The 19,204-nt window shown below is 71.4% G+C and carries 19 protein-coding genes and 1 riboswitch; of the genes, 15 read left to right on the top strand and 4 right to left on the bottom strand.

Features of this window, described 5'->3' with window-relative positions; all coding sequences use genetic code 11:
- The first annotated feature begins 5 nt into the window (after window positions 1-5).
- From ACWGKQ_RS28010 to ACWGKQ_RS28020, 3 genes are all read left to right on the top strand, one after another.
- Window positions 6-383: a DUF742 domain-containing protein gene (locus ACWGKQ_RS28010; protein WP_453294738.1), complete on the top strand. Its 378-nt coding sequence runs from the start codon at window positions 6-8 to the stop codon at window positions 381-383.
- Between the two features lie 152 nt (window positions 384-535).
- Window positions 536-1,324: a carbon-nitrogen hydrolase family protein gene (locus ACWGKQ_RS28015; RefSeq protein WP_453294739.1), complete on the top strand. Its 789-nt coding sequence runs from the start codon at window positions 536-538 to the stop codon at window positions 1,322-1,324.
- Between the two features lie 61 nt (window positions 1,325-1,385).
- Window positions 1,386-3,098, top strand: coding sequence for a flavin monoamine oxidase family protein (locus ACWGKQ_RS28020; protein ID WP_453294740.1), 1,713 nt, complete (start codon window positions 1,386-1,388; stop codon window positions 3,096-3,098).
- Window positions 3,099-3,107: 9 nt separating this feature from the next.
- On the opposite strand, the gene ACWGKQ_RS28025 is transcribed toward ACWGKQ_RS28020, so the two are convergent.
- The 3 genes from ACWGKQ_RS28025 to ACWGKQ_RS28035 form a co-directional block, all read right to left on the bottom strand.
- Window positions 3,108-4,037: an LLM class F420-dependent oxidoreductase gene (locus ACWGKQ_RS28025; RefSeq protein ID WP_453294741.1), complete on the bottom strand. Its 930-nt coding sequence runs from the start codon at window positions 4,035-4,037 to the stop codon at window positions 3,108-3,110.
- Window positions 4,038-4,132: 95 nt separating this feature from the next.
- Window positions 4,133-4,819: a DUF5995 family protein gene (locus ACWGKQ_RS28030; RefSeq protein ID WP_453294742.1), complete on the bottom strand. Its 687-nt coding sequence runs from the start codon at window positions 4,817-4,819 to the stop codon at window positions 4,133-4,135.
- Window positions 4,820-4,926: 107 nt separating this feature from the next.
- Entirely contained in the window at window positions 4,927-6,306 is a 1,380-nt protein-coding gene (locus ACWGKQ_RS28035) for a uracil-xanthine permease family protein (RefSeq protein WP_453294743.1), read from the bottom strand.
- 131 nt (window positions 6,307-6,437) lie between these two features.
- Between ACWGKQ_RS28035 and ACWGKQ_RS28040 the strand changes: the two genes are divergently transcribed.
- Both ACWGKQ_RS28040 and ACWGKQ_RS28045 read left to right on the top strand, forming a co-directional pair.
- Entirely contained in the window at window positions 6,438-7,697 is a 1,260-nt protein-coding gene (locus ACWGKQ_RS28040) for an alginate lyase family protein (RefSeq protein ID WP_453294744.1), read from the top strand.
- An 86-nt stretch (window positions 7,698-7,783) separates the two neighbouring features.
- The gene (locus ACWGKQ_RS28045) at window positions 7,784-8,242 is read left to right on the top strand and encodes an acyl-CoA thioesterase (RefSeq protein WP_453294745.1); all 459 of its coding nucleotides are present in this window, start codon (window positions 7,784-7,786) and stop codon (window positions 8,240-8,242) included.
- Here the strand turns inward: ACWGKQ_RS28045 and ACWGKQ_RS28050 are convergent.
- The gene (locus ACWGKQ_RS28050) at window positions 8,202-9,407 is read right to left on the bottom strand and encodes an MFS transporter (protein ID WP_453294807.1); all 1,206 of its coding nucleotides are present in this window, start codon (window positions 9,405-9,407) and stop codon (window positions 8,202-8,204) included. The two genes, ACWGKQ_RS28045 and ACWGKQ_RS28050, sit on opposite strands and share 41 nt — an antisense overlap.
- Before the next feature lie 141 nt (window positions 9,408-9,548).
- Here ACWGKQ_RS28050 and ACWGKQ_RS28055 point away from each other — a divergent pair, with 141 nt between their 5' ends.
- The 10 genes from ACWGKQ_RS28055 to ACWGKQ_RS28100 all read left to right on the top strand — a co-directional run bounded on the left by ACWGKQ_RS28055 (window position 9,549) and on the right by ACWGKQ_RS28100 (window position 18,818).
- Window positions 9,549-10,856 (top strand): ROK family transcriptional regulator, encoded by a 1,308-nt coding sequence (locus ACWGKQ_RS28055; protein ID WP_453294746.1) that lies wholly within the window; start codon window positions 9,549-9,551, stop codon window positions 10,854-10,856.
- A 249-nt stretch (window positions 10,857-11,105) separates the two neighbouring features.
- A riboswitch (FMN riboswitch) is annotated at window positions 11,106-11,236 on the top strand.
- A gap of 156 nt (window positions 11,237-11,392) precedes the next feature.
- Window positions 11,393-11,998, top strand: coding sequence for a riboflavin synthase (locus tag ACWGKQ_RS28060; RefSeq protein ID WP_453294747.1), 606 nt, complete (start codon window positions 11,393-11,395; stop codon window positions 11,996-11,998).
- Window positions 11,995-12,645 (top strand): nicotinamide riboside transporter PnuC, encoded by a 651-nt coding sequence (gene pnuC / locus ACWGKQ_RS28065; protein WP_453294748.1) that lies wholly within the window; start codon window positions 11,995-11,997, stop codon window positions 12,643-12,645. Before ACWGKQ_RS28060 ends, pnuC begins: the two co-directional genes overlap by 4 nt.
- Window positions 12,642-13,934, top strand: a complete 1,293-nt coding sequence (locus ACWGKQ_RS28070) for a bifunctional 3,4-dihydroxy-2-butanone-4-phosphate synthase/GTP cyclohydrolase II (RefSeq protein WP_453294749.1) — start codon at window positions 12,642-12,644, stop codon at window positions 13,932-13,934. The genes pnuC and ACWGKQ_RS28070 overlap by 4 nt, the downstream gene beginning before the upstream one ends.
- 49 nt (window positions 13,935-13,983) lie before the next feature.
- Entirely contained in the window at window positions 13,984-14,469 is a 486-nt protein-coding gene (ribH, locus tag ACWGKQ_RS28075; protein ID WP_453294750.1) for a 6,7-dimethyl-8-ribityllumazine synthase, read from the top strand.
- A gap of 34 nt (window positions 14,470-14,503) precedes the next feature.
- Window positions 14,504-14,776 carry a phosphoribosyl-ATP diphosphatase gene (locus ACWGKQ_RS28080; protein WP_030946750.1) on the top strand — a complete coding sequence of 91 codons (273 nt, stop codon included), beginning with the start codon at window positions 14,504-14,506 and terminating at the stop codon, window positions 14,774-14,776.
- A 56-nt stretch (window positions 14,777-14,832) separates the two neighbouring features.
- On the top strand, window positions 14,833-15,681 hold the full coding sequence (gene hisG, locus ACWGKQ_RS28085) for an ATP phosphoribosyltransferase (RefSeq protein WP_453294751.1): 849 nt from the start codon (window positions 14,833-14,835) through the stop codon (window positions 15,679-15,681).
- Between the two features lie 14 nt (window positions 15,682-15,695).
- Entirely contained in the window at window positions 15,696-16,151 is a 456-nt protein-coding gene (locus ACWGKQ_RS28090) for a PH domain-containing protein (protein WP_453294752.1), read from the top strand.
- 256 nt (window positions 16,152-16,407) lie between these two features.
- The gene (locus ACWGKQ_RS28095) at window positions 16,408-17,736 is read left to right on the top strand and encodes a hemolysin family protein (protein ID WP_453294753.1); all 1,329 of its coding nucleotides are present in this window, start codon (window positions 16,408-16,410) and stop codon (window positions 17,734-17,736) included.
- The gene (locus tag ACWGKQ_RS28100; RefSeq protein WP_453294754.1) at window positions 17,733-18,818 is read left to right on the top strand and encodes a hemolysin family protein; all 1,086 of its coding nucleotides are present in this window, start codon (window positions 17,733-17,735) and stop codon (window positions 18,816-18,818) included. The genes ACWGKQ_RS28095 and ACWGKQ_RS28100 overlap by 4 nt, the downstream gene beginning before the upstream one ends.
- The last annotated feature ends 386 nt before the right edge of the window (window positions 18,819-19,204 follow it).

Consider the following 19,204-nt stretch of genomic DNA (forward strand, 5'->3'; position numbering starts at 1 on the left):
CCGCGGTGAGCGACGAGCACTGGTACGAGGACGAGACCGGCTCGCTGGTCCGCCCCTACACCGTGACCCGGGGCCGTACCGAACCCTCCGGCCGGCACGCCATCGATCTGATGTCCCAGGTCACGGCGGTGGACGCAGACCCGGCGCCGGACGTCGACCATGCCCGCGCGGCCCTGCTCGCCCTGGTGCGGCGCGGCGCCCGGCCGGTCGTCGAGCTCGCCGCGGACGCCGACCTGCCGCTCACCGTCGTACGCGTGCTGCTCGGGGATCTCGCCGAGGCCGGCCTGGTACGGATCGACGCGCCGCGCCGGGTGCAGCCGGCCGGCCCCGGCGCCGACCCCGAGCTGCTCAAGGAGATCGTGGAGCGGCTGCGGGAACTCTGAGCTCCGGTCCCGCGCAACGAATCGCCGCCGGGTCCCCGGCGCACGCAACGAACCGCTCACCGGCACGCAACGGCTCCTTCTTGTCCGGCCCGGCCCGCCGACCGTACGGTCTAACTGGCCCCCAGACCCCTCCGTACCCGGTGAGGACCCGCATGCGCACCGCCCTGCTCCAGAGCTCCGGCCGCCCCGGCTCGACCGTCGAGAACCTCAAGGTGCTCGACGAGACCGCCGGCCGGGCCGCCGCCGCGGGCGCCGCGCTGCTCGTCGCCCCGGAGATGTTCCTGACCGGCTACGCGATCGGTGATGACATCGCCCGCCTCGCCGAGCCCGCGGACGGCGACAGCGCGGACGCGATCGCCGGGCTGGCCCACCGGCACGGCCTGGCGATCGCCTACGGCTACCCCGAGCGCGACGGCGACCGCGTGCACAACTCCGCCCAGCTGATCTCCGCCGACGGGACCCGGCTCGCGAACTACCGCAAGACCCACCTCTTCGGCGGCTTCGAACGCGACCACTTCACAGCGGGCGAGCAGCCGGTCGTCCAGGCCGAGCTGGGCGGTCTCACCGTCGGGATCATGATCTGCTACGACGTCGAGTTCCCGGAGCTGGTCCGCGCCCACGCCCTGGCCGGCACCGACCTGCTCCTCGTCCCCACGGCGAACATGCACCCGTTCCAGCTCGTCGCCGAGTCCCTGATCCCGGTGCGGGCCTGGGAGAACCAGATGTACGTGGCCTACGCCAACCGGGTCGGCCACGAGGGTGAGTTCGAGTTCTTCGGGCTGTCCACGCTGGCCGGACCCGACGGGGTCGCCCGCACCCGCGCCGGCCGCGGCGAGGAACTCGTCCTCGCCGACCTCGACCCCGCCCTCCTCGCCGCCTCCCGCGCGGCGAACCCGTATCTGGAGGACCGCCGCCCCGGCCTCTACGGGTCCCTGAGCTGACCTCCACCCCCGCTCTTCTCTTCTCTTCCTCTCTCAGCTTTTCGCAAGGAGTCCGTACCCCATGACGTCCACGGTGCCCAACGCCGTCGAGCACGCCGACGCGCAGCAGCCGCCGATCACCATGTTCGGCCCGGACTTCCCGTACGCCTACGACGACTTCCTCGCCCACCCGGCGGGCCTCGGCCAGATACCCGCGACCGAGCACGGCACCGAGGTCGCCGTCATCGGCGGCGGGCTGTCCGGCATCGTGGCCGCGTACGAGCTGATGAAGATGGGCCTGAAGCCGGTCGTCTACGAGGCCGACAAGATCGGCGGACGGCTGCGGACCGTGGGCTTCGAGGGCTGCGACCCCTCGCTGACCGCCGAGATGGGCGCGATGCGCTTCCCGCCCTCCTCGACCGCCCTCCAGCACTACATCGACCTGGTGGGCCTTGAGACCCGGCCCTTCCCCAACCCCCTTGCCGAGGCGACCCCTTCGACCGTCGTCGACCTCAAGGGCGAGTCGCACTACGCCGAGACGGCCGACGATCTCCCGCAGGTCTACCGGGACGTCGCCGCCGCCTGGAACAAGTGCCTCGACGAGGGCGCCGACTTCTCCGACATGAACCGCGCGATGCGCGAGCGGGACGTGCCGCGCATCCGCGAGATCTGGGCGAAGCTGGTCGAGAAGCTCGACAACCAGACCTTCTACGGCTTCCTCTGCGACTCCGAGGCCTTCAGGTCCTTCCGGCACCGCGAGATCTTCGGCCAGGTCGGCTTCGGCACCGGCGGCTGGGACACCGACTTCCCCAACTCCATCCTGGAGATCCTGCGGGTCGTCTACACCGAGGCCGACGACCACCACCGCGGCATCGTCGGCGGCTCCCAGCAGCTGCCGCTCAGGCTCTGGGAGCGCGAGCCGGAGAAGATCGTGCACTGGGCGTACGGGACGTCGCTCGCGAAACTGCACGAGAACGGCGAGCCCCGCCCCGCCGTGACCCGGCTGCACCGCACCACCGGCAACCGGATCACGGTGACGGACGCGAACGGCGACATCCGCACCTACCGGGCGGCGGTCTTCACCGCCCAGTCCTGGATGCTGCTCTCCAAGATCGCCTGCGACGACTCGCTCTTCCCGATCGACCACTGGACCGCGATCGAGCGCACCCACTACATGGAGTCCTCGAAGCTGTTCGTGCCGGTCGACCGGCCCTTCTGGCTCGACAAGGCCGTCGACGACAGGGGAAATCCGACCGGCCGGGACGTCATGTCGATGACGCTCACCGACCGTATGACACGCGGGACCTACCTTCTCGACGACGGCCCGGACAAGCCCGCCGTGATCTGCCTGTCCTACACCTGGTGCGACGACAGCCTGAAGTGGCTGCCGCTGTCCGCGCACGAGCGGATGGAGGTCATGCTGAAGTCGCTCGGCGAGATCTACCCGAAGGTCGACATCAGAAAGCACATCATCGGCAACCCGGTGACCGTGTCCTGGGAGAACGAGCCCTACTTCATGGGCGCGTTCAAGGCCAACCTGCCCGGCCACTACCGCTACCAGCGGCGCCTGTTCACGCACTTCGTGCAGGACCGGCTGCCCGCGGACAAGCGGGGTGTCTTCCTCGCCGGCGACGACATCTCCTGGACGGCGGGCTGGGCCGAGGGGGCCGTCCAGACCGCGCTGAACGCGGTCTGGGGCGTCATGCACCACTTCGGCGGCGAGACCGACGCGTCCAACCCCGGCCCCGGTGACGTCTACGACGAGATCGCGCCGGTCGAGCTCCCCGAGGACTGACCGGACCGGTCAGAAACCGGCCGCCCGGGCCGCCGAGTACACCTCGGCGGACACGTCCTTCAGCTCCTGAGCGTCCCGCGCGGCCCAGGAGAGGTCGACCAGGAACTCGTCGAGACCGATCTCGGCGTACCCCATCAGATCGGTGACGATCTGCTCGACGTCGCCCTGGAAGGGCCGGCGGTCCGGCCCCTCGAACCGCTTGGCGGTGTAGTCGGGGTTCACGCGCACCACCGTCCGCAGCGGCCGGGTGCGTCCCCGCTCGGCGGCGAGGTCCTGCAACCGGCGCCGGCTCTCGGCCACCTGCTCGGGGCCGTCGGCGTACGGCAGCCAGCCGTCGGCGTGGTCGACGAGCCGGCGCATCGCCCGCGGGCTGTTGGCCGGCAGCAGGATCGGGATCGGCCGGGCCGGCTTCGGACCGACCACGGCGGAGGCGATCTTCGTGATCCGGCCTTCGTGGACCACCGGGTCCGGTCCCCACACCGCCCGGCACACCTCCAGCACCTCGTCCATGACCTTGCCGCGCTCCTCGAACGGACGGACACCCTGGGCCGCGTATTCGTCGAGGGACCAGCCGCTGCCGAGGCCCGCGACCACCCGGCCGCCGCTCGCCGCGTCCAGCGTGGCCAGGGACTTGGCCAGCTGGAAGGGGATGTGCAGCGGGGCCACCAGCACGGCGGTGCCCAGTTCGGCCCGCTCGGTGGCCGCCGCCGCGAGGGTCAGCGTGACCAGCGGTTCGGCGACGCCCCGGTAGGCGTCGGGCCAGGGCAGGCCCGGGATGCCGTACAGCGGCTGGGTCTGTGGCTCCGGGAACAGGGCCCGTTCGTACACCCAGAGGCTGTCGTAGCCGATCTCCTCGGCGGCGCGTGCCACGTCGGGCACGTCCTTGCCGAGGTCGTACTGCCGATTCTGCGGGAGACCGATTCCGAGCCGGGTCGTCATGGCGTGCGCTCCTTGGTAATTGGTTGCGCAATCAAGTTAACGTTATCTCGGTGGAGTCATGGGCGACTCGGCCGGGGTTGGCCTGATCGGATCTGTCAGTCGCACAGCGGCGTGAGCAGCATCCGGCCCGCCAGGCCCACGGCCGCGTCCAGCCGCTCGGCGAACTCCTCGGCCAGGTCCTCGACCCCGCGCAGCGCCCACAGCGCCCGGGCCGCCGCCCAGGTCGCGTCCCGGGCCCGCTCCAGGCTCCAGGAACCGAGCAGATGGGTCAGCGGGTCGGCGATCTGGAGCACGTCGGGACCCGGCATCAGATCCTCCCGGATACGCTCCTCCAGCGAGACGAGCAGGTCGCCCACGTGGTCGAACTCGTCCTCCAGATCGGCGGGTTCGCAGCCGAGCGACCGGCAGGCGTCCACCACGGCCAGCGCCAGGTCGTGCCCGATGTGCGCGTTGATGCCGGCCAGCGCGAACTGCAGCGGTCGTACCCCGGGATGGCGGCGGAACTGGAACAACGGCCGCCAGCAGGCCGGGGGCCGGCGGCCCGCCGCCTCCGTGTCCACGGCGGCCAGGTACCGTTCGGCGAACCGCACGTCGAGGGTGGCCACGGCCCCGGGGTCCGTGAACCGGCCCGCCGCCAGGCGCCGTTCGACCTCCTCGGTGACCGTGAGGTAGACCCGGTTGAAGACCGCGATCCCGTCCCGCTCGGGCAGGACCGCGTCCAGGGCGCGCATCCGGGAGACGACGGTGCCGACCGGAGCGGTGAGTTGTTCCAACTGCGCCATGGGGGAAGGGTCCCAGCCCCGGGCCGGGGCGCGCGCCGACGGGCCCGGCGCTTCCCCGGAACGGGGGAACGGGCCCTCGCGCGGAAGCGGGCCGGATCGCACGCCACCTAGGGCCGGTTGTCGTCGTAGGAGCTGGTGCCCTCGTCGAGGAGGGGTTCGTGTCCCTTGAGGTGGGCCGGGGCCATGGCGCGCAGGGCGTGGTAGCCGATGATGACCACCAGGGTGCCGAGGGCGATGCCGCTGAGGGAGAAGGTGTCGGTGAACCTCACGCTCACGTTGCCGACGCCGATGATGATGCCGGCGGCGGCCGGTACCAGGTTCAGCGGGTTGCGCAGGTCGACCTTGCCGTGCAGCCAGATCTGGGCGCCGAGCAGGCCGATCATGCCGTAGAGGATGACCGTGATGCCGCCGAGGACCCCGCCCGGGATGGCGGCCACGATCGCGCCGAACTTGGGGCAGACGCCGAAGAGCAGCGCGAAGCCCGCGGCTGCCCAGTAGGCGGCGGTGGAGTAGACACGGGTCGCGGCCATCACGCCGATGTTCTCGGAGTACGTGGTGTTGGGCGGGCCGCCCACCGCGGTGGAGAGCATCGAGGCGACGCCGTCGGCCGAGATGGCCGTGCCGAGCTTGTCGTCCAGCGGGTCGCCGGTCATCTCGCCGACCGCCTTGACGTGCCCGGTGTTCTCGGCGACCAGGGCGATGACCACGGGCAGGGCGACCAGGATCGCGGACCACTGGAAGGACGGGCCGTGGAAGGACGGCAGCCCGATCCAGTCGGCCCTGCCGACACCGGAGAGGTCCAGGCGCCAGTGGTCGGTGACCTTGCCGCTCGGCCCCATGGAGTGGATCTTGCCGAAGATCCGGTCGAGGGCCCAGGAGAGGACGTACCCGAAGACGAGGCCCAGGAAGATCGCGATGCGTGACCAGAAACCACGCAGACAGACGACGGCCAGACCGGTGAACGCCATCACCAGCAGCGCCGTCCACTGGTCCTGCGGCCAGTAGGTGGAGGCGGTGACCGGCGCGAGGTTGAAGCCGATCAGCATCACCACCGCGCCGGTGACGATCGGCGGCATCGTGGCGTGGATGATCCGGGCGCCGAAGCGCTGGACGGCCAGACCGACCAGGAACAGCGCGGCGCCGACCACGAAGACCGCACCGGTCACGGTGGCGCTGGTGCCGCCCTGGGCGCGGATGACGGCGGCCACCCCGACGAAGGACAGCGAACAGCCCAGGTAGCTGGGCACCCGGCCGCGGGTCGCCAGCAGGAAGAGCACGGTCGCGACGCCGGACATCATGATCGCGAGATTCGGGTTCAGACCCATCAGTACCGGGGCGACGAAGGACGCGCCGAACATCGCGACCACGTGCTGGGCGCCGAGCCCGACCGTGCGCGGCCAGGAGAGCCGTTCGTCGGGGCGTACCACCGCTCCCGGCGCGGGCGTCCGCCCGTCGCCGTGCAGTTTCCAGTGCACGCCGAGATCCATGGGGGCTTCGCTTTCTTTGTACGTGAAGACGGTCCGAACCATTGTCACGGCCACCTGGTGGTTCTACGCTCGCACGGTCCTACTCATGAACTGAGTTCACATATCTGATTTTATGTTGATCGGAGTGCTCGATGAGTGGAAGATCCCGCGCGGCCGTGCTGCTGACGGCTCTGGTGGCGTTCGGAGCGGTCCTCGTCCCGTCGGCGCATGCCGCGACCAGGGCCCCGGACACCGCCGTCCTCGACGGCGTCCGGCTGCAGCGCACCAAGGCCGAACTGCGCGCCGGCGACCCGCGACTGCGGCGCGCGCTGCGCGACCTGACGACCCGCGCCGACACCTGGCTGGACCAGGGCCCCTGGACGGTCGTCGACAAGCCCAGGCCCGCCCCGGGCGGCGACGTCCACGACTACCTCAGCCAGGCCCCGTACTGGTGGCCCACCACCGCACCCACCGCCGACAACCCCTGGGGCTGCCCCTACGTCCAGCGCGACGGCCAGCGCAACCCCGAGGTCGACAGCGGCACCGACCGCCAGGACGTCGAGAAGGTCTTCGACTCGACCTACGACCTCTCCCTGGCCTGGTACTACACCGGCAGGCGGGAGTACGCCGAGAAGGCCGGACAGATCCTGCGCACCTGGTTCCTCGACCCGGCGACCCGGATGAACCCGAACCTGAACCACGCCCAGTTCATCCCGTGCAAGTACGACGGCCGGGCCATCGGGATCATCGACTTCTCCCAGTCGTACACGAGCGTGGTCGACGCGCTGGCCATCCTCGGCACCGGGGCACCCGGCTGGAGCGCCGGCGACCGGGCGGGGATGCGGAGCTGGAACACGGACTTCCGCGACTGGCTGGAGAACAGCGCCTTCGGCAAGGAGGAGGGGGCCGCCGCCAACAACCACGGCACCTTCTACGACATGCAGCTCGCCGCCCTCGCCTACGCGACCGGCGACAAGGCGCTGGCCAGGAAGACCGTGCTGGACGCGCGGACGAAGCGGATCGACCCGCAGGTCGCGGGGGACGGCAGCCAGCCGCAGGAGCTGGCCCGCACCAGGAGCTGGCACTACTCGACCTTCGACCTGGTCGCCTACACCCGGCTCGCGGCCATCGGCCGCCATGTCGGCGTGAACCTCTGGGCCTACCAAGGGCCGGACGGGCAGAGCCTGTTCAAGGCCGTGGACTATCTGCTGCCCGCCGCCACCGGCGCGGCCGCCTGGCCGTACCCCGAGCTGGAGTTCTACCGCTACGCGGCGAGCGACGTCGTGCACGCGGCGGCCGACGCCGGCGACAAGGCGGCCGAGCGGGCGGTACGACGACTGCAGCCGCCGCCCGGCGGAGACCTATGGGCGCTGCGGCCTGCCGCTGAGCAGCTGGACTCGATCGCGGGCTGACCAGCCCCTTCCCGGCCGGGGCTCCTGAGCACCCGCTTAGGATGGAGTGTCCCCACCGCTTCGTCCAGTGCCCAGGAGCCCCACCCGTGACCGCCGAAGCCCTGCCCGCCCCCGCCCTCTCGCACGGCCGGCTGCTGCCGGTCAGCGTCCACTTCGACGACCTCGACGCGCTCGGGATGCTGCACAACGCCCGCTACCCGCTGCTGGTCGAGCGCGCCTGGACCGAGCTCTGGCAGGAGCACGGCGTCCGCTTCGACGGCGACTGGGCCACCGCCGGGGACGCCTGCAACGTGGTCAGGGAGCTGCTGATCAGCTACGAGGCGCCGGTCACCAGGTCCGGCACCTACGCCGTGCACCTGTGGCTGGAACGGCTCGGCAGCACCGGCCTGACCTACGGCTTCCGGTTCTGCTCGCCGGACGGCGCGACCACCTACGCGCGGGGCACTCGGGTGCTCGTCCGGCTGGACCCGGCCACCCTGCGCCCCGCGCCCTGGAGCGAGACGTTCAGGGCCGCGGGTCGGGAACTGCTGCGGCCTGCGGACTGACTTCGGCGCGAGCGCCCCGCGCCCCGGCGCGCAGCACCCCCGCGAACACCACCAGCCCCAGCGCCAGCGCCGTGACCAGGCAGAACGACACCACCAGACTGGTCGCCTGGGCGATTCCGCCGATCAGGCTGGGCGCGATCAGGCCCGAGGTGTAGGTGATCGTCGCCACGCCCGCGATCGCCTGGCTCGGGTTCGGCCCGGCGTGCCCGGCCGCCGCGAAGCACAGCGGTACGACGACCGCGATGCCGAGGCCCATCAGCCCGAACCCGGTCATCGCCACCGCCGGCTGCCCGGCGAGGACCACCAGCAGCCCGCCGAACGCGGCCAGCACACCCCCGGCGCGCACGGTACGGACCGCGCCGAAGCGGTTCACCACCGCGTCCCCGCCGATCCGGGCCACCGCCATGGCCAGCATGAACCCGGTGGTGGTGGCCGCCGCGAGCCCGGCCGAACTGCCCATCCGGTCCCGCAGGAACACCGCCGACCAGTCCAGGCTCGCCCCCTCCGCGAACACCGCGCAGAAGCCCACCGTGCCGATCAGCAGTGCCGACCGGGGCGGCAGCGTGAACCGCGGCGGCGGCTCCTCGTCCTCGGCGGGCTGCACGTCCAGGACCCAGCCGGCGGTCAGTACGCCGAGCGCGGTGAGGACGGCCGCCGCCAGGGCGAAGTGCAGCCGCGCGTCCGTGCCCAGGTGTGCGGCCAGGGTGCCCGCCGCCGAGCCGATCAGGGTGCCCACGCTCCACATCCCGTGCAGCCCCGACATGATCGACCTGTCGAGCAGGCGCTCGATCTCCACGCCGAGCGCGTTCATCACCACGTCCGCCATGCCCGCGCTCGCGCCGTAGACGAACATCGCCAGGCACAGCAGGTACAGGTTCGTGGCGAGGGACGGCAGGATCAGCGACAGCGTCCACATGGCGATCAGTCCGCGCAGTGCCGTACGGCTGCCGAAGCGGTGGCTGATCCGGCCGGCCAGCGGCATCGAGCAGGACGCGCCGAACGCCGTGAACGCGAGCGCGAAGCCCAACTGCCCTGCGCTGAGCGAGGCATGGTCCTGGATCCACGGCACCCGGGTCGCGAACGAGCCGGTGACGGCACCGTGCACGGTGAACACGGCCGCGACGGCGTACCGCGCGCGCTTCACCCCGTGCTGCTCGTAACCCATGTCTTTCATGGTCCTGCCCCTCCCCGGGTGGGTGCCGCCCCGCTGCCCCCGCTGTCCGCCGTAAACTATCAGGGACCCTGCCTGATAGATAGAGAGTTATGTGGCCGTCCTGGGCCATACGGATCTGGGAGGATGCCCGTCATGCCCGCATCACCGAGCACCGCCCGGGCCATCAACGACCGGCTCGCGCTGAGCCTGCTCCAGCAGGAAGGCCCGCTGACGGCAGGGCAGTTGAAACAGCTGACCGGACTGTCCCGGCCGACCGTCGCCGACCTCGTGGAACGGCTCACCGCGTCCGGACTGATCACGGTGGTCGGCGAGTCGGGCGAGCAGCGCCGCGGGCCGAACGCCCGGCTGTACGGCATCGTCGCCGACCGCGCCTGTCTGGCCGCCCTCGACGTACGCACCGACAGCGTCTCGGTGCTGGTCTCCGACCTGGTGGGGCGGGTGCTGGCCGACGGGTCGGTGCCGGTCGCCCCGGAGGCGGGGGAGGCGGCGGCCGTGGAGCGGGCGGTGGAGCTGGTGGAGCGCGCGGTCAAGGAGGCGGGGGCGTCCGGGGGCGGGGGGCAGCTGCACACCGTGGGCATCGGGGCGCCGGGACTCGTCGATCCGGCCACCGGTGAGCTCCGCGACTCGGCAGGCCTGCCCGCCTGGCATCGCCGGCTGGTCGCCGCCCTCCAGGAGTGCTTCCCGCAGGCCCGGGTCGGCGTCGAGAACGAGACCAATCTGGCCGCCCTCGCCGAGCAGCGGGAGGGCGCCGCCCGGGACCGCGACACCTTCGTCCTGCTCTGGCTGGGGAACAGCTGCGGCGCCGCCGTGGTCCTGGACGGCAGCCTGCGCCGGGGCGCCTCCGGCGGCACCGGCGAGATCGGCTTCCTGCCGGTACCGGGCACGACCGGCCTGCCCACGGCGACGGACTGCTCCGGCGGCTACCACTCACTGGTGGGGGCGGCGGCGATCGTGGAGTTGGCGCGGGAATGCGGGGTGGACCCGACCGGACCGACCGCCGCGAGTGTGGTGGCCGAGGCGGCGCGGCTCGCGGGCGACGCCGGCTTGGTCGCGCCCCAAAGGGGCGCGGGCCGTATCGATATGCGGCTCCGCCGCGTGGGCGCGACCAGCCACGACGACGCCGCACCCGACCACCGACCGCACCCGGCACCCCCCACCGCACACGCCCGTTTCCTCGACGCCCTGGCCGACCGCATCGCCGTAGGCGTCGCCGCCGTCGTCGCCATCCTGGACCCCGGCTGCGTGGTCCTCGGCGGTGAGATCGGCCCCGCCGGCGGAGCCGCGCTCGCCACGCGGGTCGAGGCGCGGCTGCGCGGTATGTCCCCCCTGGCCACCGAGGTACGGGCGAGCACCCTGGGCGGCGCGGCCGTCCTGCGCGGCGCCCTGCTCACCGCGCGCGAGCGTGCCCAGGACGAACTCTTCGCGGCGCCGGACCGCTGACGCCCGCGCTGGGCGGGCCCGGCGACGGGCAAGGGCCGTCGTCACCGCCACCGGGTCCGCTCGAACCCTAAAAGGACTAGACCAGTAGGGTCAATAGGTGTGACTCAAAGTCAAGAGTCCTGGTCCGGGCGCCAGTTGCGCACACCGCGGTCCGTCCGGGAAGTCCGGCGGCACGAGCTGTGAGGCAGCCCACACGGTTCCCCTGTATGGACCACGACCCGGCGTGGCACACTGGCCATGTACCAGAAGCAGCGCACTCCGGGGTCGGTGAAAGTCCGAACCGGCGGTTATAGTCCGCGACCCGTCCGCTTCCAGCGGCCGGTTGACCAGGTGAAATTCCTGGACCGACGGTTAAAGTCCGGATGGGAGGCAGTGCGCGGCGGGCGAGCATGTAGGTGTGCGCGCCGCCGTATCTGGTCTCGTCCATTGTGGGCGGGGCCTTGTCGGCGTCGCCCCCGGTGTGCTTGTCCGTAGATTCTGTCGTCCGTCGACAGGCCCCGGAGTCCGTGCCCTATTGAGGCAGGAGGACCCGGGAAGTGTTCACCGGAATCGTCGAAGAACTGGGTGAGGTCACCGCCGTCGAGAACCTCGGCGACGCCTCCCGTTTCCGGCTCCGTGGCCCCGTAGTGACCGAGGGCGCGCAGCACGGCGACTCCATCGCCGTGAACGGCGTCTGTCTGACCGTCGTGGAGCACGAGGGCGACGAGTTCACCGCCGACGTCATGGCGGAGACCCTCAAGCGTTCCTCCCTCGGCGCCCTGGACGTCGGCTCCCGAGTCAACCTGGAGCGCCCCACCGCGGTCGGCTCCCGCCTCGGCGGCCACATCGTGCAGGGCCACGTCGACGGCACCGGTCAGGTGCTGGCGCGCACGCCCTCCGAGAACTGGGAGATCGTCAAGGTCTCGCTCCCGGCCGACCTCGCGCGGTACGTCGTCGAGAAGGGCTCGATCACGGTCGACGGCATCAGCCTCACCGTCGTCGAGGCCGGCCCCGACTACTTCAGCGTCAGCCTCATCCCCACCACCCTCGACCTGACCACGCTCGGCCGCAAGCAGCCCGGCGACCCGGTCAACCTCGAGGTCGACATCGTCGCCAAGTACGTGGAGCGCCTGCTCGCGAACACGCAGGGAGCAGGCCGGTGAACTGGCTGAACTCCGAGGCCTTCGTCATGTTCGGCCAGCACATCCTCTGGTCGGACATGATCGGCAACATCCTCGGCCTGATCGCCCTCGCCCTCGGCTGGCGCCGCAACCTGTGGAGCTGGCCGGTCCAGTTCGCCTCCGGCCTGATCCTGTTCGGCGCCTTCTTCGGCCACCTCACCGGCAGCGCCGGAAAGCAGGCCGTCGTCATGGTCGTGGCGCTGTACGGCTGGTGGCAGTGGAACCGCAACAGGGGCCGGGCCGAAGACGGCGGTGACGGCCACATCGTGCCCCGCTTCGCCACCTGGCGGGAGCGCGGCGCGATGGTCGCCGCCGCGGCCGTCGGCACCGTCGCCGTCGCCCTGATCTTCAAGGCCTTCCCGTCGCTGTCCTGGGACCCCTGGCCGGACGCCTACATCTTCGTCGGCACCGTCGTCGCCATGTACGCCCAGGCGCGCGGCATGGTCGAGTTCTGGATCGCCTGGCTCTTGGTCGACGTGGTCGGCGTCCCGCTCAACTTCGCCAACGGTTACGCCTTCTCCGGCTTCGTCTACGTCATCTACGGCGCGCTCGTCCTGTGGGGCATGCGCGACTGGTGGCTGCGCTCCCGCCAGGGCACGCGGCCCGCTCTGGAAGGAGCACCCGCATGACCGCGGCACCCATCCTCTACAGCACCGACGGCGTCGAGGACCTCACGCTCGACCCGGTCGAGCAGGCCATCGCCGACATCGCGGCCGGCCGCCCCATCGTGGTCGTCGACGACGAGGACCGCGAGAACGAGGGCGACCTCGTCATCGCGGCGGAGAAGATCACCCCCGAGATCGTCGCCTTCATGATGAGCGAGTGCCGCGGCCTGATCTGCGCCCCGATGGAGGGCGAGGAGCTGGACCGGCTCCAGCTGCCGCAGATGGTCGGCGACAACACCGAGTCGATGAAGACCGCGTTCACCGTCTCCGTGGACGCCTCCGGCGCGCACGGCGTCACCACCGGCATCTCGGCCGCCGACCGCGCCACCACGCTCCGGCTGCTGGCGAGCGGCCGGGCCGAGCCGACGGACCTGGTCCGCCCCGGCCATGTCTTCCCGCTGCGTGCCCGCCCCGGCGGCGTCCTGACCCGCAACGGCCACACCGAGGCCGCCGTCGACCTCGCCCGCCTCGCGGGCCTGCGCCCGGCCGGCGCCATCGTGGAGATCGCCGGCGAGGACGGCCGGATGCTCCGCCTCCCGGAGCTGATCCCGTTCGCCCGCAAGCACGGCCTGACGATCATCTCCATCGCGGACCTGGTCACCTACCGCCGCCGGGCCGCCGAGCCGACCGTCCGCCGCGAGGCCGAGGTCAACCTGCCCACCAAGCACGGCACCTTCACGGCGTACGGATACCGCTCCACCACCGACGGCGTCGAGCACGTCGCCCTCGTCCACGGGGAGATCGGCGAAGGCGAGGACGTCCTGGTCCGCGTCCACTCCGAGTGCCTCACCGGGGACGTCTTCGGCTCCGCCCGCTGCGACTGCGGGCCGCAGCTCGACGCGGCCCTGGAGCGCATCCAGGACGAGGGCCGGGGCATCGTCGTCTACCTGCGCGGGCATGAGGGGCGGGGCATCGGGCTGCTGTCCAAGCTGCGCGCCTACGAACTCCAGGAGCGCGGCCGCGACACCCTCGACGCCAACCTCGAACTCGGCCTGCCCGCCGACGCCCGCGACTACGGCGCCGGCGCCCAGATCCTGACCGACCTCGGGGTGCGCAGCGTCCGGCTGATGACCAACAACCCCGACAAGAGCGACGCGCTGCTGAGCCACGGCCTCAAGGTCAGCGGGCGCGAGCCGATGCCCGTACAGGCGGGCGAGCACAACCTCCGCTACCTGCGCACCAAGCGGGACCGGATGGGCCACGACCTGCCCTGGCTGGACACCCCCGCGGTGTCCACCTGCGGCAACCAGTAGACCGTGGCCCCAAGCGGCCACCAGTAGAGAAACAGCACTGAGGAGAGACGTGAGCGGCAAGGGTGCACCTGAACTGTCCGTACGCAATGTCAGCGACCTGCGGGTCGCCGTCATCGCGTCCCAGTGGCACGAGAAGGTGATGGACGGACTGGTGGACGGCGCCCTGCGCGCCCTGCGCGACCTGGGGATCGACGAGCCGACCCTGCTCCGGGTCCCCGGCAGCTGGGAGCTCCCGGTCACCGCCAAGGTCCTCGCCGGGCGCGGCTACGACGCCATCGTCGCCCTCGGTGTCGTCATCCGCGGCGGCACCCCGCACTTCGAGTACGTGTGCCAGGGCGTCACCCAGGGCCTCACCCAGGTCACCGTGGAGACCGGCGTCCCGGTCGGCTTCGGGGTGCTCACCTGCGACGACGAGGAGTCGGCCCTGGACCGGGCGGGCCTTGAGGGCTCCAACGAGGACAAGGGCCACGAGGCGGTGACGGCGGCGGTGGCGACGGCGGCCACCCTCCGCTCAGTATCTGAACCCTGGCACTGAGCGACGCGGCGATTGGCGTAGTCTGGCGCTCACCATGTCCAACAAGACTTTCGAGGAGCTCTTCACCGAGCTCCAGCACAAGGCCGCCCACGGCGATCCCGCCACCTCCCGCACCGCCGAGCTGGTGGGCAAGGGGGTCCATGCCATCGGCAAGAAGGTCGTCGAGGAGGCCGCCGAGGTCTGGATGGCCGCCGAGTACGAGGGCAAGGAAGCCGCCGCCGAGGAGATCTCGCAGCTGCTCTACCACGTCCAGGTGATGATGGTCGCCCGCGGCATCTCGCTGGACGACGTCTACGCCCACCTGTAAGAACCGCTTTCAGACACCCCAATCCGCCCCCTTTCGAAGCGAAGGAAGCCGACCTCATGCTGCGCATCGCCGTCCCCAACAAGGGTTCCCTCTCAGGCCCTGCGGCGGACATGCTGCATGAGGCCGGCTACCGGCAGCGCCGGGAGTCCAAGGAACTCCGCATCGTCGACCCGGTCAACGACGTCGAGTTCTTCTACCTCCGCCCCCGCGACATCGCGATCTACGTCTCCTCCGGCCGCCTCGACATCGGCATCACCGGCCGTGACCTGCTGGTGGACTCCGGCGCCAACGCCGAGGAGATCCTGCCGCTGGGCTTCGCCCGCTCCACCTTCCGCTTCGCCGCCAAGCCCGGCGAGGCGAGCGGCCTGGCGGACCTGAAGGGCAAGACGGTCGCCACCTCCTACGAGGGCATCGTCGCGGGGCACCTCGCCGACAACGGCGTGGACGCCTCCGTCGTCCACCTCGACGGCGCCGTCGAGACCGCCATCGAGCTGGGCGTCGCCGAGGTCATCGCCGACGTCGTGGAGACCGGCACCAGCCTGCGCAACGCCGGCCTGGAGGTCTTCGGCGAGCCGATCATGAAGTCCGAGGCGGTCGTGATCCGCCGCACCGGCGCGGACGCCGAGGAGCCCAAGGTCCAGCAGTTCCTGCGCCGCCTCCAGGGCGTCCTGGTCGCACGCACGTACGTGATGATGGACTACGACTGCCGGGTCGAGCAGCTGGAGAAGGCCGTCGCGCTCACCCCGGGCCTGGAGTCGCCCACCGTCTCCCCGCTGCACAACGAGGGCTGGGTCGCCGTCCGCGCCATGGTCCCCGCCAAGGACGCCCAGCGGATCATGGACGACCTGTACGACATCGGCGCCCGGGCCATCCTGACCACGGCCATCCACGCCTGCCGCCTCTGAGGGACCCGCGCGAGATGTCCGAGCTCCCTTCGCTGCCCGTCACCTTCCGGCCGGGCCACACCCGCGTGATCCTGCTCACCGCAGGCCTCGCGATCTTCGCCACCATATCCGGGGTCGCACTGCTCCTGGAGCAGCTCGGCCCGGGGGAGAAGCTCAGCTTCGTCGTCACCGGCGCGCTGATCTTCTGGGTGCTGGCCCAGCTGGCCCGGGTGAAGGTGGTCGCCGACGAGTCCGGGGTCACCGTCGTCAACATCGCCGGCAAGCGGCGGCTGGAGTGGGCGGAGATCCTCCAGGTGAACCTCCGACCGGGTGACCCGTGGGTGTTCCTCGACCTCAGCGACGGCACCAGCCTGCCCGCCCTCGGCATCCAGCCGGGCATCGCCAAACAGCGTGCCATCGCCGACGCCAGGGCCCTGCGCGCCCTCGCCGAGGCCCACACGGTCCGCGACCCCGAACAGCATCAGGGCTGAAATCACGCAACTTCGGGGACGTCTCCGGGCCGTCGCCCCTGCCGCACTGGCCCCTGTCTTGATTAATCTGTTGGCGGAGGCTTTTCACGTCCCGCCTCCACCCCTGTCGCGCGCCCGGCGCACAGGGGTTCCTGCTACCCGAGGAGTGACCCTCTCCGGCGATGGACGGATCGTCCTGTAGTACCTGCGCCGCCCCCTGCCGACATACCGCGGACTGCCTCTCCGGAGTCCGCGAAGCTTCGGAGGCGGCGGCATCATGACCACCCCCCTGCTGCTCCTGGCAGCCGCGTTCCTGCTCATCCTCGCCAACGGCTTCTTCGTGGCGGCCGAGTTCGGCCTGGTGACCGTGGAGCGGCCCGAGGCCGAGAAGGCCGCCGCCGACGGCGACAAACGTGCCCGTACGGTCGTCGAGTCGGTGAAGGAGCTGTCCTTCCAGCTCTCCGGCACCCAGCTCGGCATCACCATCACCTCCCTCGTCGTCGGCATGCTCGCCGAACCGGCACTGGCCGAGCTGCTGCGCGGCCCGCTCACCGCGACCGGCCTCCCTGACGGTGCCGTGTCCGGCATCGCCGTCGTGGTCGGCATGCTGCTCGCCTCGGCGATCCAGATGGTGATCGGCGAACTCGTGCCCAAGAACTGGGCGGTCTCCAAGCCGCTGCAGGTCGCGCGCTTCGTCGCCGGCCCGCAGGCCCGCTTCTCCCGCCTGTTCCGCCCGGTCATCGCCGCGCTGAACACGGTCGCCAACCGGCTGGTCCGCGCCCTCGGCGTCGAACCCACCGAGGAGCTGGCCTCCGCACGCACCCCCGGCGAGCTCGTCTCGCTGGCCCGGCACTCCGCCCGGGCGGGCGCACTGGAGCAGGACACGGCCGACCTGTTCGTCCGCACCCTGTCCCTGGGCGAGCTGACCGCCCAGCACGTCATGACCCCCCGGGTGAAGGTCAGCGCGCTCCAGGACACGGCGACCGCCGAGGACGTCGTCAACCTCACCCGGGCCACCGGCCTGTCCCGTTTCCCGGTCTACCGGGAGAAGATCGACGAGATCGTCGGCATGGCCCACCTCAAGGACGCGCTGGCGATCCCGGTCCACGACCGGCTGCGCACCCCGGTCGGCCGCATCGCCCGCAAGGCCCTGCTGGTCCCCGAGACCCTGCCGGTCCAGCCGCTCCTCGCCCGGCTGCGCTCCGAGCAGCCCATCGCGGTCGTCGTCGACGAGTACGGCGGTACGGCCGGCGTGGTCACCCTGGAGGACATCGTCGAGGAGCTGGTCGGCGAGGTCCGCGACGAGCACGACAGCCCGGACGCGCCCGAGCTCGCCGCCGCCCCCGCCCAGGACGGCAAGCCCGCCTGGGACGTCGACGGCAGCGTCCGCGTCGACATCCTCCAGCGGATAGGCCTCGACGTGCCCGAGGGCCCGTACGAGACGGTCGCCGGCCTGGTCGCCGACCTGCTCGGCCGCATCCCGGCGCCGGGCGACCGGGCGGAGCTGCCCGGCTGGCGGCTGTCGGTCCGCCGGGTCGGCCACTACCGCGCGGAACGGGTCCGCCTGGTCCGCACCGCCCCCGCCGTCGCGGAGGCCGCCCGATGAGCGTGCTCCAACTGGTCTTCGCCGCGCTGCTGGTGCTGGCCAACGGCTTCTTCGTGGGCGCCGAGTTCGCCCTCGTCTCCGTCCGACGCAGCCAGATCGAGCCGCTCGGCACGGCCCGGGCCCGCCAGGTCCTCTACGGCCTGGAACGCCTCCCGCAGATGATGGCCGCGGCCCAGTTCGGCATCACCGTCTGCTCGCTGACGCTGGGCGCGGTGGCCGAACCGACGGTGGCCCACCTGCTGGAGCCGCTGTTCGAGGCCGTCCACCTGCCCGACGGCATGATCCACCCGCTGGGCTACGTCATCGCCCTGGCCGCGGTGGTCTTCTTCCACCTGGTCATCGGCGAGATGGTGCCGAAGAATCTCGCGATGGCGGCGCCGGAGAAGGCGGCGCTGTGGCTGAGCCCCGGCCTGGTGGCGTTCGCCCGTGTCTGCCGGCCGATCACGGTCGCCCTCGGCGCCTGCGCCCAGGGCATCCTGAAGCTGTTCCGAGTGGAGCCGAAGGACGAGGTCGAGGCCGTCGTCACCAGTGAGCAGCTCAACCGGCTCCTGGAGGACTCCGGCCAGGCGGGCCTGCTCGACCCCGAGGAGCGGGAGCGCCTGGAGGACGCGCTGGAACTGGGCTCCCGCCCGGTGACGGACGTGCTGCTGCGACGCGAGTCCCTGATCACGGTCCCGCCGTCGGTCACCCCGGGCCAGATCGTCGAGCTCACCGCACGCACCGGCTACTCCCGCTTCCCGGTCGCGGCCGAGTCCGGTGCCTTCATGGGCTACGTCCATGTGAAGGACGTCCTGGACCTGGAGGACTCCGACCGTGCGGTGCCGCAGCAGATATGGCGCCCGATGACGACCCTACGGGCCGAGCTGCCGCTCGACGACGCGCTGACGGTGATGCGCCGGGCGGCGACCCACCTGGCGCAGGTCGCCGACGCGAACGGCCGGGTGCTGGGGCTGGCGGCGCTGGAGGACGTTCTGGAGCTGCTGGTCGGCGAGGTGACGGACCCGGCGCACCGGGAGCGGCGGCCGCCGAGGCCGCCGGAGCCCCGGGCCAGCGGAGAGCCGGAGGAAGTGGTGGTGGGCTGAGCGCCAGGGGGAACCGCGGCCCGCACGGGGCACCGCAATCTGAACCTGGACGCACCGGCGGCGGCCCGCCCATCAGGGTTGCCGTCGGCGTGTACACGAGACCTGACACATACCCTCCCAGTCCGCGAGTGCATACGCCGATATACCGCGCTTGCAATTAACCGGCGTCTGCAAGTATCGTGGTCGATGTCTTCGGCGCGGCCGAAATCGTCATCAAAGGCCTGCTGCCCGATGTGCCGCCGGCTTCGGTCGCGGCCGTGCGCCGAAGACGCACAACACGGACCATCGACTACGTACCCATGGACGATGGCGCCCCGCGCCCCCCCCCGCGGCCCGCGCGCTCGTAAAAGACACGGGGTACAAAGTGTACGACATACCAGGAGTGG

Source organism: Streptomyces sp. NPDC054770 (genome assembly GCF_053611985.1).